We start from the raw sequence: 21948 nt of genomic DNA, 5'->3' as shown, positions 1-21948 counted from the left end.
TCAACATGAGCCGGAAAGCATGATCACAAAACGTCGTAAGCATGATCATTAAGTTTCTGAAAAGATGATCAAAACAGCCTTGAAACGATGATCATGATGTTTGTACAACTTATCCACAGATCCTAGCGGTTCAAATGGAAAACTTTCGGTTTCTGCATATTGAAACATTGGTATTTTACACTCGGATCGATGATCAAGAGAGAGGTTTTTTATCGTTCTGTTCATTGAGTTGGATATTATTTGCGCATGTGATGAAAACTTACTCTACTTTGCTGGTTGCGCCTCTTATTAATGATTAGCGTTAATTAAACGGAAGCATGATCATCAGATGAGTTTCTACATTTTGCATTCGCTTTGTTTTCATCGTTCCGTGATTTTATATTCGTTTTTGCCTCTATCCCCCAGTCTGTCTGCATTCTTCCGTAAATTAGCTTGAGAATTACATGCTTCCGAGTGGTTAATTCACTTGATCATTTTTCCGGTAAATTGATCCGTTTGAAAAAACGAGCTGCAATGTAAATGATGCGTTGATTTCCTTGATCATGCTTTCGATTTTGGTGTGAGTACCGGAAGTATGATCAAGAACTCCCCTTGATCATACTTCCGCTTCATTTCACTTAAATATACGTTCTAACGTACTGGATGCATGATCAAGGTGTGGTTTTTTTCCATTTCTTTAAAGAGACACTGAAAATCATCCAACATAAGATTCATCTCACACTATCCGTAATTTAGCGTTGTTTTATAATCGTTCCGAGATTAATGCTATTTACATTGTAAATAAGTGACAGTGTGACATTTTAAATCTAGTCGAGTTTGAAGCACTTTATTCGCAGGGTTTTGATTAAATTTTGTGATGTTTTGATGGTGAAATCATAAAACTGGCGTTTGTGAGTGTTTTTTATGTGATGGTTATTCAAAATGCTTGTGCACCTTTTTGTTGTTTTTGTGTTGTAGTGCTGTACAATGAAATGCAGATATCCTTCCAACGGAATTTGGCATGAAAAGAGAAACAACGATTGAAAATCTCCAGGAATTAGCAGAGCTGACGCAACAAGTTCAAGCTGACCGTATTGAGATTGTTTTGGAAGAGCGTAGTGACAACTACTTCCCACCAATGTCTAAGGCAATGATGGAAACCCGCTCTGGTTTAACTCGTCGTAAACTAGACGATGCTATCGGCAAGATGGAAGCAGAAGGTCATCAATTTACAAAGAATAATGCTAACCATTATTCAATCACGCTTGAAGAAGCGCACATGCTAATGGATGCGGCGGAAGTGCCAAAATTCCATGAACGCAAAAAGAATTCTGAAAATAAACCATGGATCATCAACGTACAAAACCAAAAGGGTGGTACGGGTAAATCGATGACCGCGGTTCATTTGGCGGCGTGTCTGGCTCTAAACCTAGATAAACGCTACCGTATTTGTTTGATTGACCTTGACCCTCAAGGCTCTCTGCGTCTGTTTTTGAACCCACAAATTAGCGTGGCAGAACACGACAACATCTATTCTGCTGTCGATATCATGTTGGGTAACGTGCCTGATGGTGTTGAAATTGATCGTGAATTCCTTCACAAGAACGTACTGTTGCCGACGCAATATCCGAACTTGAAGTCGATTTCTGCTTTCCCAGAAGACGCAATGTTCAACGCAGAAGCGTGGCAAACACTCTCTGAAGACCCATCGCTAGATATCGTTCGTCTGCTGAAAGAGCAGTTGATTGACAAGATCGCGAATGACTTCGACGTAATTATGATTGATACCGGTCCACACGTTGACCCGCTAGTATGGAACGCAATGTACGCATCGAACGCGCTATTGATTCCTTGTGCGGCGAAGCGTCTTGACTGGGCTTCGACAGTAAACTTCTTCCAACACCTACCAACGGTTTATGAGATGTTCCCTGAAGATTGGAACGGTCTTGAGTTTGTTCGTCTGATGCCTACTATGTTTGAAGACGACAACAAGAAGCAAGTTTCTGTTCTAACTGAAATGAACTATCTTCTAGGTGACCAAGTTATGATGGCTACCATTCCTCGCAGTCGTGCATTCGAAACCTGTGCTGACACCTACAGCACTGTGTTTGACTTAACCATAGGCGACTTTGAAGGTGGTAAGAAAACACTCGCAACTGCACAAGATGCGGTGCACAAGAGTGCATTAGAACTAGAGCGCGTACTGCACTCTAACTGGCCGTCATTGAATCAGGGGTAATGAATAAATGGCATTGAAAACGTCTGAATTAAACGCGAAATTATTTGGTAAAACCAATAAGCGTCGTGTTGCGACACCTCAAGAAGCGCAAACGGCGGCAAAAGACAAAGCACAAACTATCGAACTAGCAGTCGCTGGTGAGAATACTGTGCAATTTGAATTGGTACGAATCCCTGCGGATAAAGTGGCGACAGACACGAGCGTATTTGCAGAAAACGCTCGTGAGCAATCTTTCCTAAACGAACACGCTTTATCGGATGTGTTGGTGACGTTGAAAGAACGTGGCCAACAATATCCAGCAGTTGGTCGTCGCACGCAAGATGGCAAGATTGAAGTATTAGATGGTAGCCGCCGTCGTATGTCTTGTATCTTAGCGGGTCAAGATTTCTTGGTTTACGTTGGTGACGGCATCAACACAGACCACGCGAAATTCCTTTCTGATGTTGCAAACGCGCACAAGCCACTGTCTCTCTACGAGAAAGGTAAAGAGATGCAGGCGAAGTTAGAAAGCGGCGAAGCAGAAGACCAAAAAGCACTGGCAAAAATGTTCCAGTGCAGCGAAGCATTGGTGAGTGGTGCGTTAAAAGCGGCGGCATTGCCGTTAGAGCTTCTTCAAGCGTACCCGAATGTTGGCGATTTAGGTCGTCCAACGATAGTGAAGCTGCACAAGCAATTCTCATCGCTAACCGGTGAACAGCAACAAAGTCTGCTGGATAAATGCCGTACGTCTGAAGGCTACCTGTGGCAACGTAGCACAGCTCAAGGTGTTGCTCGTCTGACAAAAGAAGTGACAGAGAGCATTGAAAGCTGGATTGAAGAATTAGCACCAGCGAAGCCAACTAAGAAAGCTGAAAAAGTTGATCTTGTTAAAGGGCGTGCAAGCTACAGCCGCAAAGGCAATAACCTTGCTCTTAACTTGAAGAAAGTTGACGACAGCTTGATGGAAGAAATTCTTGCTTTCGTTGAGAGTAAAATGAAGTAAATATCTTCTTCTTTGAAACCGCCTTCGGGCGGTTTTTTTATGTCTGCAATTTGGCAAAGTCTCCATGAATCGAGATGTGATAACATGGCGTCAGTTTAATGCTCGGATATACGTAATGCTCGCTCAATCTGAATTCCTTTCTCAACTTCAAACTCAATCTCATGATGCGTTTCAACGTCGTGGCGTGGCTATCTATGGTGAGCCCGAATGGCAAGATGCGCTAATTGCTGACTTTTACAAACATCAATCGGATCAGACTTGGTTCTGTGTTGGTGATTGGTCCCTCGAAGGGGCTTTTTGTGTGTCTGGCAAACAAGGCAATATGTTGCTTGGTCGTGAGTGCGATGTTTTATTGTTTGATGCGAGAAAAGGCGTCGATGCCAACAGTTTTACCGCTGCTCTTGGGGCTTTAGTTGGCGGTGGATTGCTGCTTGTTATCGCCAATAAACAAGAGCAACCAAGCGAAGCTGATTTGTGGATGCAAATGCATTGGCAAAAACTGACTGTGATAGACCAGAGTCTTCCGTTGCCGACACTATCGAGCGTACAATTTGGCGCGAAGGAAAACCAGTTTGAGCAACAAACTGAAGCGGTAGCATTAGTTGAGAAAGTAGTAACGGGACACCGCAAGCGTCCATTGGTGTTGACTGCTGACCGTGGTCGTGGAAAAACCAGCGCTTTAGGTATCGCTTGTGCACAGCTTCTTAAGCAAAAGACGCTGCGTATCTTAGTTACCGCACCAAGCATTAAAGCTGTTGAACCCCTCTATCAGCATGCATTGCGATTACTTTCAACAGCGCAACGAGTTAAGAAAGATCGATTGGAAGTAGGGCAGGGGTACATCCAATTTATTGCCCCAGACGAGCTGCTTTCGTCTATGCCGGAATGTGACTTGTTGTTAGTGGATGAAGCTGCGGCGATCCCTGTACCAATGCTCAAGCAAATTACGGAACATTATCATCGTTTGGTTTTTTCGAGCACGATACATGGTTATGAAGGGTGTGGTCGAGGGTTTACGCTTAAGTTTATTGAGTGGTTGAAAGAACAAAGACCAGGAATGAAAAGCCACCACCTTCAACAGCCTATCCGTTGGAGTACAAATGACAATCTAGAGTCGTGGCTGTATGAGACGTTTTTGTTGAATGCAGAGCTTGAACCGTTTGAGCGAATAGAGCTTGGTGAAATTGCATTGGTCAATCTCCGTAAGTCCGAGCTGATTTCTAATCCTTCCGTATTGAAAACGTGCTTTGCGCTATTGGTCAACGCGCATTATCAAACGGCGCCTAATGATTTACTTCACTTGCTGCAAGATGAAAACAGTCAGGTTTATGTTGCTCAGTACCAAGGTCAAATCGCCGGTGTGATTTTAACCGTGGAAGAAGGCAACTTTGCCGAAAACCTAATTAAAGATATCCAGCTTGGCAAGCGTCGTCCAAAAGGGCATTTAGCTCCCATTACCATTATTAACCAGCTTGGCTACTCAGAAGTCGGCGCGCTTTCTACATTACGTGTGATGCGTATCGCTGTTCATCCAGAGTTGCAAGGGCGAGGAATTGGTCAACATATGTTGTCATTGCTGGAGCAATCAACGCCATCTCACATTTCCTATTTGTCCACCAGCTTTGGTGCAACGGAAGAACTCATAAAGTTCTGGCAACGCTCGGGCTATGAGTCGATTCGACTTGGAACGATGCGTGACGCTGCGAGTGGCTGCTATTCACTTTTGATGGTTCGCAATTGTAACGCCCAACAGCAGTCTTGGATTGAAGAGTCTAAGCATCTATTTGAAGAATTATTGTCGTTGAGTGCTTCTGCGATTTATCCACGACTTGAGCCGAGTTTAATGCGTACGTTGTTATCCCAACCAATTCAAGCTGTCTCGCTGAGTAAGGCGAAGCTTACTTTGGTGGAGTGCTATGCTCAAGGTGGTAATAGCTTTGAATCTGTGTCGACATGGCTTCAACAATGGTTACTTCAATTTGGTTTGGTTGATGTTTCTGATCTGCTGATCAGTAAGTCACTCTTAAACAAAGATTGGAATGAGTGCGCAAAGCAATTTGGATTGGCGGGACGTAAGCAAATCGAAGCTGAGATACGCAAAGAGCTTCAAGCTTTAATCGCTAAATTTACAGTGTAAAACGATACGCGGTTTTGTAATTTACACTGTAAAGTGGAATAGATAGGAATTTAGATAGAGGAGAGAGTTTACACTGTAAATTCTCTCCTTTGTTTTTCAGGCTGGCTAGAACGAAAAATTGATAGGAAGAGTTAGTGTCAAGCGAGCGCCTTTGACACTTGAAGGTGGTTTTACTAACGGTTGCGCTCGTCCTACAAGCTCAATCGCTTCTTTATCTAATGATGCTGTTCCTGAGCTTTTTACGAGTTCCACATCGAGAACATTTCCCTCCCTGTCCATGGTAAAGCGAATCACTGGCATCCCTTTCTTCTTAAGTCGACGTGCTTGCCTTGGATAGCGTTTCTCTCGTTCTAGGTGTGCATGCAGAGCTTGTTGCCAACTTACCTTTGCCGCTCGTCCTGCTTCGGATTGCTGACCCTGCCTTAATGCGCTGATTTGTTTGGATTCACGTTTCGTCTCCAAGCTAGGTTTTGAACTGGCGGCTTGATTGATTTCAGGTTGTTTTTTCTTTGACTGCTTTTCTGGTTCTGGTTTTGATCTGTTCGGTTTTGGTTTCTCTGTTTTTATTGGCTTTTCAGTGTTTGCGGTGATCGTGCTCGGCTGTTTGGATTTGACTAAAGCTGGAGACTGCTCTTGTTCGGGCTTATGTTTTACGGATTGCTCTTGACGGGCTTGTTGAATTAACTCTTCTTGTTGCACTGTACTTTCAACCGCTTTCACCGTGTTTTTGGGGGCAGCCATTGGTGCTACGATACTCACTGTAATCGGTATCGCTTGTGGCGGAGAGGAAAAGTCATACTCAGGTGTCCACATGTAAGCGATGGCTATTAAGGCGTGAAGAGAGGCGCTCAGTAGTATAGCCGTTAAAACAAAACGTTTTTTCCTATAGCTATAACGAAAAGATGGTCCTGCTAGAGCATTCATTGTGGCGCTCCCGACGCTTGCTCTACACCAACTAATGCAATTTGGTTGTAGCCGCTAGCGACCATTGCATTCATCACTTTCATTAAATCTTGATAACTCAGAGATTTGTCAGCTCGAAGAAATATCCGAGTGTCTGGTTCAACCTTGGCTTGTATTAGGGCTTGCTTCAAATCGGCAAGCGAAGTCTCGTGCTTTTCTCCCACAACTAAGGTTAGGTCTTTTTGAATCGTGAGATAAACTGGTTTATCAGGTTGAGGCTGAGGCTCTGCAGATGACGTCGGCAAATCGACTGCAACGTTGACTGTCGCTAATGGGGCGGCAACCATCACTATGATTAAGAGCACCAACATGACGTCAACCAGAGGTGTCACGTTGATCTCATGATTCTCAACCATATCATCGCTGTCTGAGGCTGGCTTAAATCCCATGGCTTAACCCACCTTCTTTAGCACTGTGTCGTTGTGTTCTTGGTGAGATTGCATTCGCTTTTGATCCAAATCTCGGCTAACCAAGATCATCAATGCTACGGAGACATCGGCGAGTTGCGCTTTGTAGCCAGAAATTTTACGTGTGAAGTAGTTATAGATGACCACTGCTGGAATTGCTGCCACTAAACCAATTGCCGTGGCAAGGAGGGCTTCTGCGATCCCCGGAGCGACCACCACTAGCGTCGTGTTCTGAGATTTTGCGATTCCGATGAAAGCATTCATGATGCCCCAAACTGTGCCGAACAATCCAACGAAAGGACCGACGGAGCCGATGGTCGCGAGGATGCCGGTCAGTGAAGTCATGCTTCTCCCTAATTCAGCTTGCACTCTTTCTAAGCGCAGTTGTACGCGTTCTTTAATGCCATTTTCTGAAGCAGAACCTAGAGAAGAGAGTTGCAATTCATGCTGCGTTGCTGAAATTAGTGAGGATTCTACGCCTTTAAAAGGCTGAGTGGTCTGTTTGGCATTTTCCAATGACTCTGCATCAACAAGCTCAGTAAGTAGTTTTTGTGTGCGTCGTGTTGCTTTCATCAGTTGTACTTGTTTAAAAAGAAAAACTGCCCAAGTCAAAATGGATGCGGCAAGCAGTGAGAGCATCACTCCCTTTACCACCCAATCAGCAGCGTGGTACATACCCATTGGGGATAAATCGTGGGTGATGAGCGGGTTAGAAGGTGGTGCTATTTGTGTTTCGGTGACTGAGTTATTTATAGAAGTACCAGTTGACTCAGTTGCAGAAGAAGAAAGGGGAAGAAGTGCCAGACTAAAAGATGCCGACACTAGGAGAAAAAAACGCTTATTCATTATCCATTGCTCGTTGTGAAAATGACTGATGGCGCAAATAACCTTTTCGCGCCTGCTCTATCCACTACACCGAATGAAGTAACGAAATCCGTAAAATAAATTTAAATATTTGGGTCAATTTACACTGTAAAGCATGTTTGCCGTGATTTTAGAGTCAAAAACGCTTTTCAAATTTTACGCTCACCTCATTTTGCTGATAGGTGTACAGCCAATCAACGTTGCTGTTTACCCGTTTATGAGTCCACTCTAGAATGGGTGTCAACGTCCAAAAAACCAACTTTGGAGAGGAAAATGTGACAGTATAGTTTTGCTCTGTGTCTCTTCTCTTTGCATCGAGTAGGGCGTTATATCCCTCGTATTGCCTTTCTCGCAGTGATGCAAACAGGTTAGCGTCAAGCCAACCTTCGACGCTTTTCACGACTCCGATTCGTCCACCATAGAGCTGGTAAGCATGTACATCTTGATCATTTTGTTTATGCGTCCAGTCTATGCCACCGAATGCGAGCCATTGTTGTGGCAACTGGTGCCAATAGTTGATGCTTGCATTCCATTGCCAATCTGATTGATAGTCGAGCTTTGTTGGACGGTAATCTTGGTATTCGCCTTTTAGTTCCCATCTCAATGCGCTTTTCGAGTCTAAGCTATGGAATCCATTCAACTTTAGACCTGTTGACCAATACAAACTCTTATCCGCGTATGTGCTGTACTCGATCAACGGCGCAACCAAGATACTATGACGCTGGTCTTGAAAGCTGTAACCAAAGCTAACATTCGCTGTTTGCTCGTTGTATTCACTGTGATTGTTGTAACGAGAACCATACGTCAGCGCTTGCAAACTCATACCATGATGACCTTTGAAGCTAATGCGCTTATTCGCACTTGCGTTAAAAGTTAACCCTGCTGCTCTCTGTTTTTCCGGTGTGACTCGATCAAATAAACACTTTCCTGTCTCATGACGGACTAAGCAAGTATAGGTTTCTGAGCTGCTATTGAGATTGTCATTGAAAGTTGGACCAAAACTGATCGCACCTTGCCATGCATCTCTGTGTTCTAGTGCTGATATAAAAGCATCGAGAGTACGTCTGACACCATCAGCCCTTGGGTTATCAGTAGGGAGAGTGGATTTGATTTGTGAGAAAAGGGTGTGTGCGTCTTGGTTTTTCTTACGCTCAAACAAAACGCGAGCAAGCTCTAACTGAGCGGGAAGAAAATTCGGATTTAACGATAAAAGCGAGCGGTATTCTGCCTCTGCATCACTTAAACGACCTAAATAGCGTGATAGACCGCCTTGGGCATAATGGATAAGTAAAGGATCTGCATAGGGTGAAGATTGATACTGGTTCAATAGTACATCTACTTGTGACCATTGCTTTCCTTTAACTGCTAGGTAAAGCGCTTGCCCTAAGTTGTCGTTGCTTTGATCTGACGAGCTTTGTTCCTGAGCTTGCTTCGATCTCTGTAATTCGAGTTCTTTTTCTTCTTGCAGGAGACGCTTTTCTTTTTCTTGTGCTGATAGCGCATCTCTTTGCTGAATGCGAAGATTCGTATCTTGGTCATTGGCTACAACGGGAAAAGAAAACAACGGCACTAACAGGGATGTCAGAGCGATGGTGTAAGAGGTTCTAACCGCCATAAATATTCCATATAAAAAGAAGCAGCACGGGCTGCTTCTTGGTTATCACTCATTGAATCGAGAGTTATTTTTTCTCGCCGCCAAAAGCAGTGTCTAGATCGCTATTGTTGGTAAAGGTGGCGATACCAGCCAAGCCAGCAGCATTCGCACCAAAGAAGTGACCTTGAGAAGCGCCATTCGTGGTTGTACCATTCTGTACAGCTTGAGCAGTACCATTAAATGCTGCGGTTGCTGCATTAATCGTTGCGTCTACACTTACCGTTAGGTTGCTATTGTTGATTGAACCGTCTAGCGTTTTGGCTCCGAAGTCAGCGTTAAACGTACCTGAAAGTTTGTTTGCGCCAGAGAACTTGTTAATACCAGTAATGTTGTAGGTCGCCTTGCCGCTGGTTGGTACAGTCGTTCCTGCATCATTACCGACGTAGTAAACGGTACGGCTGTTAAACTCAGAATCTTTCTTACCTTCGTACCATTCTCCAAACCACACATCTTGATTCGCTACTTGGACAAAACTGTAAAAATTGTCTTGAAAATGTTTGCTGCCTGATGTGTGAACACCATTTCGCTCGTCATCAAAAATACCACCAGCTAGACCTTCAAAGTCCACTCGTTTGCCACCTGTTTTACCGATGCCTGCATTGCCTTTAGAGTGAATAAATGGGACCCAAACTTCTGATTCTCCTACTTGGCGAAGCGAATCATCACTGATCGCGCCATCAAATCCTGCATGAACAAGTGGGCTTAGACCAATCATTGCTGCTGCAATCCATGAAAGTTGAAGTGGTTTCATTGTCTCTTCCTTTTGTTGATTGAAATAGTTAAAGAAAGAGACCATGCCAGTGCATCCGGTGCGCGCGACAGATGACTAACACGGTCTCATTTAGTACACCGAAATAGGAGACAAAACCCGTAAATAAGTTTGTGATTTTTTAAATTGTTAGCGAATAAAAAACAAAACGCCCACAACTGTGGGCGTTTTTGATAGCTGCTTGTGTTTTAACGGCTGGTAAATTCAATCGTTGTGGAAATTCTTTCAACCATACTAAAGTCATTAGGACCGTTAAGACTCCAGCTGAAGCCCATTGAGGCTTTTGCCACTTTGCCGTTGGTCGGTGGACTTTGTAGTTGGAAGGTTAAGCTGTCACCAGCGGGGATAACAATAATAACATCGTTATCTTGGAGGTCTTTACTAAAGTAGCTTTGAGAGCCAACTAATATCCTTGGTGTTACATCGTCGCTGCTACTACTAAGCGTATACTTTCCGAGAGTAATGGTGATTGGCTTTCCTACTGCTTCAAAAGTATAGCTATCGAGAGTGTAATAGTTAGGAATAGGACCCGTATCGGATGTTTTATCGATGACGTCATTTTGCTTGTGAGGCAGTCGCAAAGGAGTGGTATCTGAGCCGCGTGTGAGTTTGGTGTGCGGTTGGGATTCAGAAATCGCTCTTACTCTAACTCCCACAGAATGGCTATCTGAAAACTCGCCATCATTTACGGTTAAACTGACGACGTAATCCCCGGAGATATCTGGCGAAAATGAAGTTAGCACAGCATAAGGATCATCGATGACGGCGGATGAGCCGTTTGGTTTTTTAGTGAAGTGCCATTCATAAGTGAGTACATCGCCGTTGGCATCACCACTGGGTGTGCCATTCAATGGGACACTCATGTTATCAAGAACCCAAAACATTGAACCATCTACCTCCGCATGTGGAGGGACATTTTTATAAAAAAAGGAAGCGGTGGTCGTAGCGGAAGCTTCAGAAAAGCCATCGAATGCAGTCACTTTAACCACATAATTGCCCTCCGTATCAGCCTTGATTGAGTTGAAATCATACACAGTCGATTTCGCTATAGAGTAATTGCTACCTTGTGGGTGGGATAACACTTCCCATGTAAACGACAATTTATCGCCATCAATATCTTGAGGTCTTGTGTTTAGGTTAATTTGCTGAGTTAGGTTACCGGTGTACTTATCTTTGGTAAATTTAATCGTTGGTGGTGTATTTTCGTCTTCCCTGATGACTTCTATCTTTACTTGGTTAGGGCGGCTGTCTGTTTTGCCATCGTTAACCACCAATTCTACAAGGTAAGTGCCTAATAAGTCTGGTTCAAAGCGCGGAGTTCTGGATTCTGGATTAATGAGCTCCGCTTTACTCTTGAAGGGTTTCGATACCATTTTCCAAGAGAAGGCTATTGAGTCTTGATCGTAGTCGACGCTACCCGTGCCATCGAGATGCACCACTTTTTCACTCAGCTTTACATGTTGATTGATCCCAGCTATCGCAATAGGGGGGTGATTGTTAGGCGTTTGGGGTTCAGAGGCATCATTCCCACCGCCACCATTACAACCATTAAGAAGTAATAATAGCAATGGTGTGAGAGTATATTTCGAGCTTAGACTCATCTTAGTTCATCCTAATTGATTAGAAGCGCGGTCCATAACGCGGCGCGGTAAAAGAAAGGCTTTATCTGATACACCGAATGAGATTTGAATATCCGTAAAAAAGCGCGGAGAGACCGCGCTTTTTTATGTGTCATTGTTGTGCAGGACGATCAGTTTGTTTGGAAGTGGTAGCCAAGACCTGCATAAAAGTCTGTTTGATCTTTGATCATAAAACCGTAAGACAATGTAACAGTATTTCCTTGCGTTGGCGCCGACCAAAGCTTAACAACTATTTCATCGCCGACAGGTAGCACGCTACCATCTTCAATGCCGCTTAATTTAACGTCGTGAGTGAGGCTGACTGCGTCCATTGCAAAGATCTGCTGAACCTCATAATCGTGTCCAACGGCTTCAAGAGTTAATGACCCTAGGAGTACGTATTTGGGCGCTTCACCTTTAATTTCTTCATTCAGAGTAACCTCCTCTGCGAATGGCCATTGTTTTTTCTCACCGTTGAAGTGCAATACGAGGTCGCTTGTTCCTGCTTTCGATGCCGTTACTCGAACAAAATCTTTTTCACTGCTTAGAGCACTATCACTTACGGTTAGAGCAAGCGCATAATCACCCTCGACATCGGGGGTGAATGTTGGTTTTGCTGACGTAGCATCCGACAATTCTGCAGTACTTGCCGAAGGCTTGGACACAAATTCCCACTGGTACGTGATACCTGAATCATTGCCATCAATGCTTGCGCTAGCGTCTAAGGTTGCGGTTCCACCCAATTCGAATGTGGTATCTCGTCCTGCCATGGCAACCGGTGCTACGTTATCGGCAGAGTAGTTGATGGTGATCTCTTTAGTTGTCTCTTCTTTACCGTCTGAGACGGTTAGAGTTAGTTTGTATTCACCTGCAACGTTTGCTTTTAGCGTTGCTTGTTTTGTGCTTGCGTTGCTCAACGACATCGTGGTGTTTTTTGGTGCTGAGTTGAGAGCCCATTGGTAGCTGAGCATATCATTATCAGCGTCGTAAGCTTTCGCGTCTAATTTCAGGGTTTGATCAAGCGCTGCCGTGTAGGTTTCCGATGCATAAATAACGGGCGCCACGTTGGTATTTACTTCTGTTGCGGTGATAGTCAGCGATTGTGCGCTACTGTCTTTTTTGCCATCGTTGGTTACCAACTGAACGGTGTAGTCTCCGGCCACGTCTGGTGTGAAGTATGGAGAGACTGCATTAACGTTATTTAACTTGACGTTACTGCCTTGTGGTTTTTTGCTGATAGACCAAGTGTACGTTGCGATACTGGCATCTACACCGTAGCTACCCAGTCCATCTACACGAATTCTGTTTCCGACTTTTGCTGTTTCGTAACCAGAGACAACGGATACAGGCGCTTTATGTGAATCTGCAGTGTTTGAGTCTGAACCACCACCACAAGCGATAAGCGAAGGAATGGTGATAGCAAGAAGCGTCCATTTCATGTTGGGTTTCATTAAATCATCCTAAATATACGGTTCTATAGGCTTGGTGGTGTTTGGGACACCAAGCCTATATTGGGCTTTATGAAGTTTCATCCACTACACCGAATAGCAATTGGAAATCCGTAAAAATAAAATGAAAAAAGAAAACGCCTCGGGTGAGGCGTTTTCTTTTTAAGGGGCGTTCATAAGGTTTAGAAGCGTCCGTTTAACTTGAGTCCTATCGTTCTTCCTGGTGCAGGCATCCCAGATACCGATCCAGCTTCAAGATAATAAACATCGGTGATGTTGCTTCCGATAAGCTCTGCAGATAGGTGTTCGTTAAATGCATATTTAATGTAAGCATCAAATGTTGTTACATCGGTTCGTTTAATTTGTTCATCTTCGTGGCTGCCAGAAACATAGTTGGTGCGTAACCCGCTTTCTAATGCTTGATTAAAGAACCTTGCTCCGACTAATAAGCTACCCGAATACTCTGGTGCCGCTTGTGCTGCCAGATAGCTTGCTGCTGTGAAGCCACCGCGAACACACGTTTCTGTTGATGGTGTGGTTTTATCGACAAGAGCTGGGACGAAGCCTTGAGCTGCAGAGTTTTTGTCACACACCTCATTGCGGAAGTTATAAGCCAATGATGCATCGGCAAAGTACAGTTGGTTATCGAACATACCGTTGATTTCAATACCACTGGTGCGTTGGCTATCCAGATTGGCAAATGAAAAACTGGATCGATCGCGATCCATTACATCATCAATCGTTTGATCAAAGTAAGTGAGCTTTGCACTTGCGTTCTCAAAGTAGTGAATGTACGCGACCTCGAAGAGTTTCGCTCGCTCTGGTTCAAGGGGTACTGATGCTGATGGGTTACCAGAAAATCCACTGGTACTCTCAAATAAGCTTGGGAATCGCAGTGTCTCTGCATATCGAGCATACGCACGGCTGTTTTCGTTGATTAGCCATGTTGTGGTAAGAGATGGCATCCAACCACTGCCGCTGTTCTTGTAGCTGAGGTTACGGTTGTCCTTGCCATCAATTTGTCCTTTGGTTTTACAGCTGCCTTCAACAAAGTTGTCTTTCTTTTGCGCAATCAAACAAGGGTTGTTAGCAAGATCCAGTTCGTTTTTACTGTTGGTTCGCCATTCAACTAGGTGATCCTCAACGAAACTGGTTTTGTTTTTGGCTTCCGTTGTTTTCTCTTCTACCTTTGCAGTTAACAGTGAATCAAAGTTGTTGATCTCATTTTGACGCAGTTTTAACTCTTCACGGTAAGTATCCGCTTGGGTGGGATCGGTGGTGATCAAATGTTGCAAGCGATTGATTTCTCGGTTTATGTTCTTTTTTGTGAACGTTGCACGAACTTCATGCTCAGCATTCGCGACGTTTTGTGCGATTTCTTCTGGGGCGTAAGTTTCAATGGTTTGAAATGCGAGACGATAACCATCTTTCTTGTATTCTTTAAGACCAACATCGTCGCTATTGCCCGTTTTGATGCGATTCTCGATGTAAAAATCGGTGGCTTCATAACTGATATAGCGCACGCCTGCGTTGATAATAAAGGCATCTAGTGGACGCCATTCGATGACCGCGGCTCCGTTATATTCTTCTCTTTCTCCCGAGCGCACAGGACCACCGTAGAAATCAATGAGGTATTCCAAACCTTCTTTTGGGGTCAATTCATGCTTCATGTAGCTGCCGGAAACCGTGACATCCAAGTTATCGAGCAATAGCATTTTGTTCTTAAAATCAAAGCCAAAACGGTTTTCATCACGATTGACAGTCGAGGTGTTGATGATGATATCTGGTGTCTCGCTACGAAAGTTCACAAAATTGGGAAAGCCATAGCCAGTATTGCTTCTGGAATCCGTTAACGTTGTCCATAGGTTAGTACTGAGGTCAATGTAGCGGCTTTCTGGGTTTGCTCGAAACTTGATGCTGTAAGCTTGCATCTTGGCATTCGCTAGCGGCCATTGAGGCAGACCGTCACTGTTTCGATAATCTGAACGACTCGCGAGGATTTCCCCGTGAGTACTCTCTGTATAGCGCGCGTTCAGCTGTAACTTATAGTAATCGCTAAAATTAATGGTTGTTTTTAATAGGAACGATTCCATCTCAGAGGATGTATTTGGTACTTCGTGCCCAGGGATATGGCTCAATGCAATGTGTTCCGGGTTCAAATATGGGTTTCTGCCCGCAACGATCTCGCTACCGCTACCATCTCTTGATTTGGAGTAGAAACCCGTTTTATTTGTGCCTGAGTAGTAGTTACCACGATTACGATATGCATACGCGCCAAGCCATTCAATTTTTGGTTTTACGCCCGCAATAGCTAATCGATAAGCTGTATCCTCACCGTTTAGCGGATTGTCATCTTTATCATCTCTAGTTTGAAAGCGTACTTCTGGGTCGTCATATAATGGTACGCCGCCTAACTCATTGTATACTGGGACATCTTGCCATCGTTTACCTGTATGCAAGCGAGCTTTATTAGGCTTTACTGAGTTGCTGCTGCTTTCCGCCACGAACTCCATACCGAAATTATCACCCTCAGACACAATATCTTGTGGCTCCAATGTCGTGACTTGTACTGCGCCCCCTACAGAGGTATTCACGTCCGAACTGATCTGTGCGCCTTTGTAAACTTTCAGACCACCAATCAAGTTTGGATCAATGTAGTTTCGGTTTGAAGCGCCTCGGTAACCGTTATAAACGGAAATGCCTTGTTCTGTGCCATCTATGACGACAGGGACTCGTCCAAAACCTTGTACACCACGAACATTAGGATCAATGCTTCCACCGCCATTACGAGCCTCACCACTAAAGGTATTTGCCATTCCGGTAAACAGATCGGCAGCGCTTGCGCCTTTGAAGCGTTCTATTTCTTCTTTGCCCATGTAGGCACTGGCAACATCGGCGTCATAGATCGCCATCTCACCATCACTATCGCGATAATAAGCATCTTCAAAACTCGTTCTTACCTGAATTGCGTCGAGTGTCATTTCAGAGGAAGGAGAAAGTTGATAAACACCATCAGCCTGCTTCTCGGCATTCAATCCCGTGTTTGCCAGCAGCAATGTCAATGCTTGTTCGGGGTCATAGTTACCTGTTAATCCAGGACTTTGCAGGTTTTCTGAAAGTGAAGCATTGAGATAAAACTCAACACCAGACTCTACCGCAAACTGGTTTAATACATGGTCAAGATTACCTGGTGGAATATCGTACTGTACTGACTGTTCTGCCCATGCGGCAAAAGGAGTGATGAGAGAGGCTAATCCTAGATTGGCTTGAATCATTATCGCCAATATCTGGCGTCGTTGAGGGAGCGGCACCTTGCTTTCCTTAATCGGTCTACTAACTGCTCTTTACACCGAATGAGATGTCTAAATCCGTAATTTTTTTTATGGTTTTGCTTTCACACTGACCCACATTGGTGTCCGATAGCGGATTTCGATTGGTAATATTTGGCTGATGTTAAAAAGCGTTTTGTCGACGTTTTTTGTCGAGAATACCCCGGTGAGCTTCAAAGAGGACAACTGTGGATCGACTGAGAGAATACCGCGACGGTATCGACTTAGCTCCGTAATAAACTCTGTGAGTGGCATCCCTTGTGCCATGATTTTTTGTTCTAACCATAGGGCGTCGTCACTGAGATTCTTTTGTATGTTCGAGGTTTCACGTTGCGTGAAGTGGGCGTTTTCACCAGCAAGCAAGTGCTGTGCTCCCATACCAAGTAAAGGGTAGAGTGCTACTTCGCCCTCATAAACGGAAACTAGCGTATCGTCGTCTCGTTTTTGTACGGTGAAACGGGTGCCTATTGGTACGACTCGACCTTGCGGAGTAGTGACATGGAAAGGGGTGAGATGGTGAGAACTGGTGACCATAATCTCACCTTCAAGCAGGTGTAAACGTCGTTCTTGCTGGTTAAAGTCGACAAATACGCGGGTGGCGGTGTTCATTGCCATTTGAGTGCCATCAGAAAGCAATATGTCTTTCACCTCACCCGTCGCTGTAGTGTACTCCGCACCATTGGGAAGAGAGGTATGAGTAGACATCATCAAACTTAACGTGCCAAGAGAAAGGCCACCAAGCATCAAGACTTGTCGGCGGTTCAAACCACGCTGTTTTGGAGCAAGCACTTTGCGGCTGATCGGGGAGTTTGGAATACCAGTAAACTTTCTTTGCAGCTCTTCTAACTGCTGCCAAGCATAAGCGTTATCAGGGTGGGCGCTTCTCCAGCTATCAAAGGCATCTCTGTCTTGTTGTGTTACGTCATCGGCCCACAAGCGCGCCATCCACAAAGAGGCTTGCTCGATGGATTCACGAGAAACTTGCTCCATGTTACTCGTTCTCACTCAGCATGGTCATCATGCAGCCCTGCAGTGCTTTCGCTACGTATTTCTCGACAGAAGACACTGACACGTCGAGTGCGAGTGCGATTTCTTTATAGCTCTTGCCTTCCAATTGGCGCATCAAAAGTGCTTGGCGAGCTTTAAGAGGTAAACGATGCAGAAGGGCATCAATTTCGACCAGAGCTTGCACAACGACAGCTTGGTCTTCAGGAGAGCCAGCGACTTCTACAGGTTCTTGTTCGATGAGTTCTAAGTAAGCGGCTTCGATTCGACGACGTCGGTAAAGATCAATGACCAAGCCTTTTGCGATATGAGTAAGGTATCTTCTCGAATCTTTCGCTTCAGGTAATTTGCCTCGGGTAAGGAGTCTTAAATAAGTGTCTTGAACTAAATCGGCAGTTGCTTCAGGACACCCCAAACGACGTTTAATAAACACAGATAACCAACTGTGGTGCTCTTGGTACATGTTACCGATACGAGCTGCGCTTGCTGAACTGATAGCCGCCATGATTTGATACTCCTTCCCTAACCAACAGTAATGATAATAATTATCATTACGACAGTTGGCGGAATATAACAGAAAAATAAATAGGTTCCAGAGGAAAAATTTATAAAAATTATTAATGATAAGACTATCGTCACTAAATCAATGACTTTAAAAGTAAAAAAAGATGTGAATAAACCAGGGTGTTGCCAGCGCGACAGGTAGAAGAAAACGACCGTATACAAGATTTTCTGAGCTATATAAGAAACATTCTATTGTCGAAGTTGATTCGGTATTGATAAAACTCTTTTCGTTATTTTCTTTGCTTGAAAACGGCTGGAGGTAAATCAATTTTACGACCTTTTCTAAACCAAATTGCATTTTGTCTAAGATGGCTTTGTTGAAATGAGTTTTATGCTCAATGCTTTATATACCTGAGTTTTGAGCCTGTTAATGCTTTAGTGATGTGAGCCTGATTCTTAGAATTGAGAGGTTTGTTCAGAAAATGATTTTGGTTAGACTGAAGGTGGTGATGGGTAGCAGATGGATTGGTTATGTGGAAGATATGCCTGGAGTGGTCAGAAGATAAAACAAAGGTTTTTGCCCGCTTACCGGGAGATGTGGATCTCGGAGGTGAGCTAAATCAAAAGGAATTGCCTGAGCAGCTTCAGATGATGGAAGCTGACAAAGCGTTTGTCGATGAAACTGAGGTGGTGCGATTCATTAATTGCGCGCGTGAACGTAAATCAGAAGCCTATGAAGGGATCGTGATTGCACAGATCAAAAACGCTCAGGTGGAAGTTGAACTCTCCAACAATGACATGCTTGCCAGCATGAATGTGACGGGCGCTTATGGAGGACGAGGACTAAGAGGTCCTGAAATTGTTCAAGCACTCGCGCATGCTCGTGTTTCCAAAGGCATCAATAAACTTGCGTTGAAAAAAGTGTTGGTTGTCAGTACACAGCTAAAACCCGGAGAAACCTTCACCCAAGCTGTTGCGGTTGGCAAGCAACCTGTAAAAGGCAAAGACGCTATCTTCACGCCACTTGTTAAAGACATCACCAAGCGCATCCTTAAGCCGAAAGAAGGTCAATCCTCTAGTGACAAAATCGATCTACGCAATTTAGGTGAAACCATCGCTGTCGATATTGGGGATGAAGTGATGCGCCGCACTCCGGCGACCAGAGGCATCCCGGGCTTCACCGTTCAAGGGCGCGTTATTCCGCCACAAGCGGGCAAAGACAGTCCAATTAAACCCGGTAAAGGCACTGAAATCAGCAAGTCCGATCCAAACCTTCTGCTTGCATCTGTTTCAGGTACACCACTGATCAAAGAAAAAACCATCGAAGTCGACAATGCACTTTGCCTCAATAGTGTCGGAGTAAACACCGGTCACGTGAAATTTAAAGGTAACGTCATCATTGGCGGGAACATCGAATCGGGCATGATAGTGAAAGCGACGGGCTCAATTACAGTGGGTGGTTTTATTGAATCTGCCGATGTACAAGCTGAAGGGGATATTCAAGTTGCTAAGGGCATCATTGGTCATACAGTGAGCGATGGTCAGCCAAAAAGCTGCCATGTGCGCACCAAAACATCGATTCGTGCCAGTTATGCCCAATATTGTGAATTGCAATCTGGTGAAGACATAGAACTTGCTGTCCATAGCATGAACAATGACATTGTTTGTGGGCGCAATTTAATCGTGCTTGATGCCAGTGGCAAGAACGGCACTTTAAGTGGCGGTGATGCAAAAGTGGGCAGTAAGGTTTCCTGTTCGCAATTGGGTGTAGAGGGAGATACGGCGACCAAGGTTGAAGCCTTTGCAAATTATTCTGTCTTTAAGGAACGTATTGCAAATCTAAAGGACGAGTATAAATCCGCGCAAGAAGGCACCATGGACGTTATCCGAAAGGAACTTGAGTTTAAGAAACGCCCTAAAGCAGAGCGCACAGATGAAGAGCAAGCGCAGATAGAAGTATTGAAGGCGCAAAACAACACTCGTTTGGAAGACGTAAAGCAGAAGCTTGAGCAAACTGAACAAGATTTCGAAGTCGCATTAGCAGAGAATATTGTTGAAGCAACTGACCGAGTCTTTACTCGGGTGACGGTTCAATTTGGTGATGAGCAAGTCACCACCAAACGTACCCATGGCGGCTGTGTATTTAGCTTTAATCAATACGAGATTAAAGTCTCTGCAACCTTGGAAGAAGAAGATCTGGCTGCTGTTTAACTTTAGGAACGAAAGCCCATTTATCTGGGCTTTCGCTTCATTTTGCCTTAACAAATCAGACCCAATGCTAAGTCGTTAAGCGATGTGTTCACGGTAGTAGTCACCTAATGCGAAGACGTCACCACTGCACATGATTTTCATCGCTTGTTTGATGTGCTCAATTGACCAATCCCACCACTGAATCTCTAGTAGCATCGATACCGCTTCTTCCTCAAAGCGCAGGCGAACCACATGATTATTACCAACCACAATGGAATACGGTTCGACATTTTTAGTGATCACTGAACGCGCACCAATCACTGCACCATCACCGATTGTCACGCCCGGCATTATCATGGCTTCACTGCCAATCCAGACATCGTTGCCAATAATGGTATCGCCGGCACGTTCAAAGCCGCTTTGTACCCCATTGCCAAACTCTTCTGGGGAAAAGGGAAAGGTGGAAATCCAATCAATACGATGTCCCTGATTACCCGCCATCATAAAAGTCGCACCAGAGGCAATCGAACAAAATTTCCCAATGATCAGTTTATCGACTTCGCCATATGCGCCGTTTTGCCATTCTTGTTGTGTCACGCTGTCGCCCATCAAATAACGAACAGCCTGATCTTCGAAAGTTTTGCCATGGTAAAAGCCGGAGTAGTAGCTGTATTCACCCACTTCAATGTTTGGGTTGGTGACATGATCTTTAATGATTTGCCCTTTCAGCCAAGTATCGAAAGCGTTCATCTGTATTCTCCATGCAAAAATTTAAGTTGTGCGCAGTGTAGAGCCTTTCTATTATTTCCAGTAGGTTGATTTTAGAGATTCATAATTACTATATGGAAATAAACTGGCTCAGTTACGTACCGATTTACATTGCACTGTGCGAAGAGAAAAGTATTGCTGGTGCGGCTAAAAAGCTGCGCTGCTCCAATGCCCATGTGAGTCGTCAACTTAGGCAGTTGGAGGCGATACTTTCTGTTCAGCTTATCCAACGCACCACGCGACAATTTAACCTTACTTATGATGGACAGCGTTTCTACCACCAAGTGAAAGGCTTAATGGAAAATGTGGAACAGATTAATGAACAAGTGATGGAGACCGATAAGGTTGCTGGGCATTTACGTATTGCTGCTTCTGCCTCATTTGGTGCGGAGTTACTCAACCCTTCATTAATTGCATTTCGTCAGCAGTTCCCCGACGTTACGTTTGAGGTGATTTTCACTGAGACACCGCTCGATTTGATTGAGTCTGGGTTTGATCTTGCGTTCTTTTTTACCGACTCACCCCCTGAAGGGTATGTCGGACACCATCTGCGTTCTTTACACTGTAAACCATTCGCGAGCAAAGCGTATCTAGCGACAAAACCATCACCAAACACACCAGAAGATTTGCATCTTTTAGAGCACATTACCTATCGCAATGCTGAATTGAATCTGGATACATGGCACTTTCATCATCAGCAAACTCAACAAGACATTAAGGTTACGTTATCCAGCGTGTTGTGCTTTAATCTTGTCCAATCGATGCTTGATGCGACAGTAGCTGGTTGCGGTGTCGCGATGTTGGATGAGTTTGCACTAGAAAAACTGAGTCCCCAAGAGCGAGCGCAACTTGTCACTTTACTCCCCGATTGGCGCACTAAAGCGATACTTCCACTCTACCTGCTTTACCCTAAACGTGAACATCTACCGAAACGAACACGAGCATTTATTGATTTTTTTAAAAACAATAGATGATTCGGTGGTTTTTTGTTCAATAACAACATGTTGTGGTAACAATAAGTGAGTTTAGTTGAAGGGAGCAACTTGTTGCCTATAATTCGCACCCCTTAAATATCACGTTTTGTGAATATC

At 44.4% G+C, this 21948-nt stretch carries 16 protein-coding genes; 5 read left to right on the top strand and 11 right to left on the bottom strand.

Annotated elements, in window-relative coordinates; translation table 11 throughout:
* The first annotated feature begins 1000 nt into the window (after positions 1 to 1000).
* The 3 genes from OH463_RS04475 (at position 1001) to OH463_RS04465 (ending at position 5337) form a co-directional block, all read left to right on the top strand.
* Entirely contained in the window at positions 1001 to 2218 is a 1218-nt protein-coding gene (locus OH463_RS04475) for an AAA family ATPase (protein ID WP_005448834.1), read from the top strand.
* Positions 2219 to 2225: 7 nt separating this feature from the next.
* The gene (locus tag OH463_RS04470) at positions 2226 to 3200 is read left to right on the top strand and encodes a ParB/RepB/Spo0J family partition protein (RefSeq protein WP_050937310.1); all 975 of its coding nucleotides are present in this window, start codon (positions 2226 to 2228) and stop codon (positions 3198 to 3200) included.
* Between the two features lie 115 nt (positions 3201 to 3315).
* Positions 3316 to 5337: a GNAT family N-acetyltransferase gene (locus OH463_RS04465; RefSeq protein ID WP_269990630.1), complete on the top strand. Its 2022-nt coding sequence runs from the start codon at positions 3316 to 3318 to the stop codon at positions 5335 to 5337.
* 105 nt (positions 5338 to 5442) lie between these two features.
* Here OH463_RS04465 and OH463_RS04460 read toward each other — a convergent pair whose 3' ends face one another.
* The 10 genes from OH463_RS04460 to OH463_RS04415 all read right to left on the bottom strand — a co-directional run bounded on the left by OH463_RS04460 (position 5443) and on the right by OH463_RS04415 (position 17900).
* Positions 5443 to 6261: an energy transducer TonB gene (locus OH463_RS04460; RefSeq protein WP_269990629.1), complete on the bottom strand. Its 819-nt coding sequence runs from the start codon at positions 6259 to 6261 to the stop codon at positions 5443 to 5445.
* Positions 6258 to 6689, bottom strand: coding sequence for a TonB system transport protein ExbD (exbD, locus tag OH463_RS04455; RefSeq protein ID WP_269990628.1), 432 nt, complete (start codon positions 6687 to 6689; stop codon positions 6258 to 6260). Before exbD ends, OH463_RS04460 begins: the two co-directional genes overlap by 4 nt.
* A gap of 3 nt (positions 6690 to 6692) precedes the next feature.
* Entirely contained in the window at positions 6693 to 7553 is an 861-nt protein-coding gene (gene exbB, locus OH463_RS04450; protein ID WP_017818307.1) for a tonB-system energizer ExbB, read from the bottom strand.
* A 154-nt stretch (positions 7554 to 7707) separates the two neighbouring features.
* On the bottom strand, positions 7708 to 9186 hold the full coding sequence (locus OH463_RS04445) for a porin family protein (protein WP_269990627.1): 1479 nt from the start codon (positions 9184 to 9186) through the stop codon (positions 7708 to 7710).
* A 64-nt stretch (positions 9187 to 9250) separates the two neighbouring features.
* Positions 9251 to 9976, bottom strand: coding sequence for a Slam-dependent surface lipoprotein (locus OH463_RS04440; protein ID WP_269990626.1), 726 nt, complete (start codon positions 9974 to 9976; stop codon positions 9251 to 9253).
* 206 nt (positions 9977 to 10182) lie between these two features.
* Positions 10183 to 11595, bottom strand: coding sequence for a PKD domain-containing protein (locus OH463_RS04435; RefSeq protein ID WP_009696523.1), 1413 nt, complete (start codon positions 11593 to 11595; stop codon positions 10183 to 10185).
* Between the two features lie 149 nt (positions 11596 to 11744).
* Complete coding sequence (locus OH463_RS04430; RefSeq protein WP_269990625.1) at positions 11745 to 13064, bottom strand: PKD domain-containing protein; 1320 nt, start codon at positions 13062 to 13064, stop codon at positions 11745 to 11747.
* Positions 13065 to 13243: 179 nt separating this feature from the next.
* Entirely contained in the window at positions 13244 to 16372 is a 3129-nt protein-coding gene (locus OH463_RS04425) for a TonB-dependent receptor (RefSeq protein ID WP_269990624.1), read from the bottom strand.
* A gap of 69 nt (positions 16373 to 16441) precedes the next feature.
* Positions 16442 to 17380, bottom strand: coding sequence for a FecR domain-containing protein (locus OH463_RS04420; protein ID WP_009703531.1), 939 nt, complete (start codon positions 17378 to 17380; stop codon positions 16442 to 16444).
* Between the two features lies 1 nt (position 17381).
* Complete coding sequence (locus OH463_RS04415) at positions 17382 to 17900, bottom strand: sigma-70 family RNA polymerase sigma factor (RefSeq protein WP_005450041.1); 519 nt, start codon at positions 17898 to 17900, stop codon at positions 17382 to 17384.
* A gap of 530 nt (positions 17901 to 18430) precedes the next feature.
* Between OH463_RS04415 and OH463_RS04410 the strand changes: the two genes are divergently transcribed.
* Positions 18431 to 20110 (top strand): DUF342 domain-containing protein, encoded by a 1680-nt coding sequence (locus tag OH463_RS04410; RefSeq protein WP_005450044.1) that lies wholly within the window; start codon positions 18431 to 18433, stop codon positions 20108 to 20110.
* 75 nt (positions 20111 to 20185) lie between these two features.
* Here the strand turns inward: OH463_RS04410 and OH463_RS04405 are convergent, their stop codons facing one another.
* Complete coding sequence (locus OH463_RS04405) at positions 20186 to 20839, bottom strand: CatB-related O-acetyltransferase (protein WP_172581247.1); 654 nt, start codon at positions 20837 to 20839, stop codon at positions 20186 to 20188.
* A 92-nt stretch (positions 20840 to 20931) separates the two neighbouring features.
* Here OH463_RS04405 and OH463_RS04400 point away from each other — a divergent pair, with 92 nt between their 5' ends.
* On the top strand, positions 20932 to 21831 hold the full coding sequence (locus OH463_RS04400) for a LysR family transcriptional regulator (protein WP_009696518.1): 900 nt from the start codon (positions 20932 to 20934) through the stop codon (positions 21829 to 21831).
* Positions 21832 to 21948 lie beyond the last annotated feature (117 nt).

The organism is Vibrio sp. NFR (assembly GCF_027587095.1).
In the GTDB taxonomy this organism is placed as follows: domain Bacteria; phylum Pseudomonadota; class Gammaproteobacteria; order Enterobacterales; family Vibrionaceae; genus Vibrio; species Vibrio harveyi.
This window is presented reverse-complemented; position numbering and strand designations above follow the sequence as displayed.

Coding starts and splice junctions, on each gene's coding strand:
- OH463_RS04475 (WP_005448834.1), top strand. CDS start 1,001: ATGAAAAGAGAAACAACGATTGAAAATCTCCAGGAATTAGCAGAGCTG.
- OH463_RS04470 (WP_050937310.1), top strand. CDS start 2,226: ATGGCATTGAAAACGTCTGAATTAAACGCGAAATTATTTGGTAAAACC.
- OH463_RS04465 (WP_269990630.1), top strand. CDS start 3,316: ATGCTCGCTCAATCTGAATTCCTTTCTCAACTTCAAACTCAATCTCAT.
- OH463_RS04460 (WP_269990629.1), bottom strand. CDS start 6,261: ATGAATGCTCTAGCAGGACCATCTTTTCGTTATAGCTATAGGAAAAAA.
- exbD (WP_269990628.1), bottom strand. CDS start 6,689: ATGGGATTTAAGCCAGCCTCAGACAGCGATGATATGGTTGAGAATCAT.
- exbB (WP_017818307.1), bottom strand. CDS start 7,553: ATGAATAAGCGTTTTTTTCTCCTAGTGTCGGCATCTTTTAGTCTGGCA.
- OH463_RS04445 (WP_269990627.1), bottom strand. CDS start 9,186: ATGGCGGTTAGAACCTCTTACACCATCGCTCTGACATCCCTGTTAGTG.
- OH463_RS04440 (WP_269990626.1), bottom strand. CDS start 9,976: ATGAAACCACTTCAACTTTCATGGATTGCAGCAGCAATGATTGGTCTA.
- OH463_RS04435 (WP_009696523.1), bottom strand. CDS start 11,595: ATGAGTCTAAGCTCGAAATATACTCTCACACCATTGCTATTATTACTT.
- OH463_RS04430 (WP_269990625.1), bottom strand. CDS start 13,064: ATGAAACCCAACATGAAATGGACGCTTCTTGCTATCACCATTCCTTCG.
- OH463_RS04420 (WP_009703531.1), bottom strand. CDS start 17,380: ATGGAGCAAGTTTCTCGTGAATCCATCGAGCAAGCCTCTTTGTGGATG.
- OH463_RS04415 (WP_005450041.1), bottom strand. CDS start 17,900: ATGGCGGCTATCAGTTCAGCAAGCGCAGCTCGTATCGGTAACATGTAC.
- OH463_RS04410 (WP_005450044.1), top strand. CDS start 18,431: ATGTGGAAGATATGCCTGGAGTGGTCAGAAGATAAAACAAAGGTTTTT.
- OH463_RS04405 (WP_172581247.1), bottom strand. CDS start 20,839: ATGAACGCTTTCGATACTTGGCTGAAAGGGCAAATCATTAAAGATCAT.
- OH463_RS04400 (WP_009696518.1), top strand. CDS start 20,932: ATGGAAATAAACTGGCTCAGTTACGTACCGATTTACATTGCACTGTGC.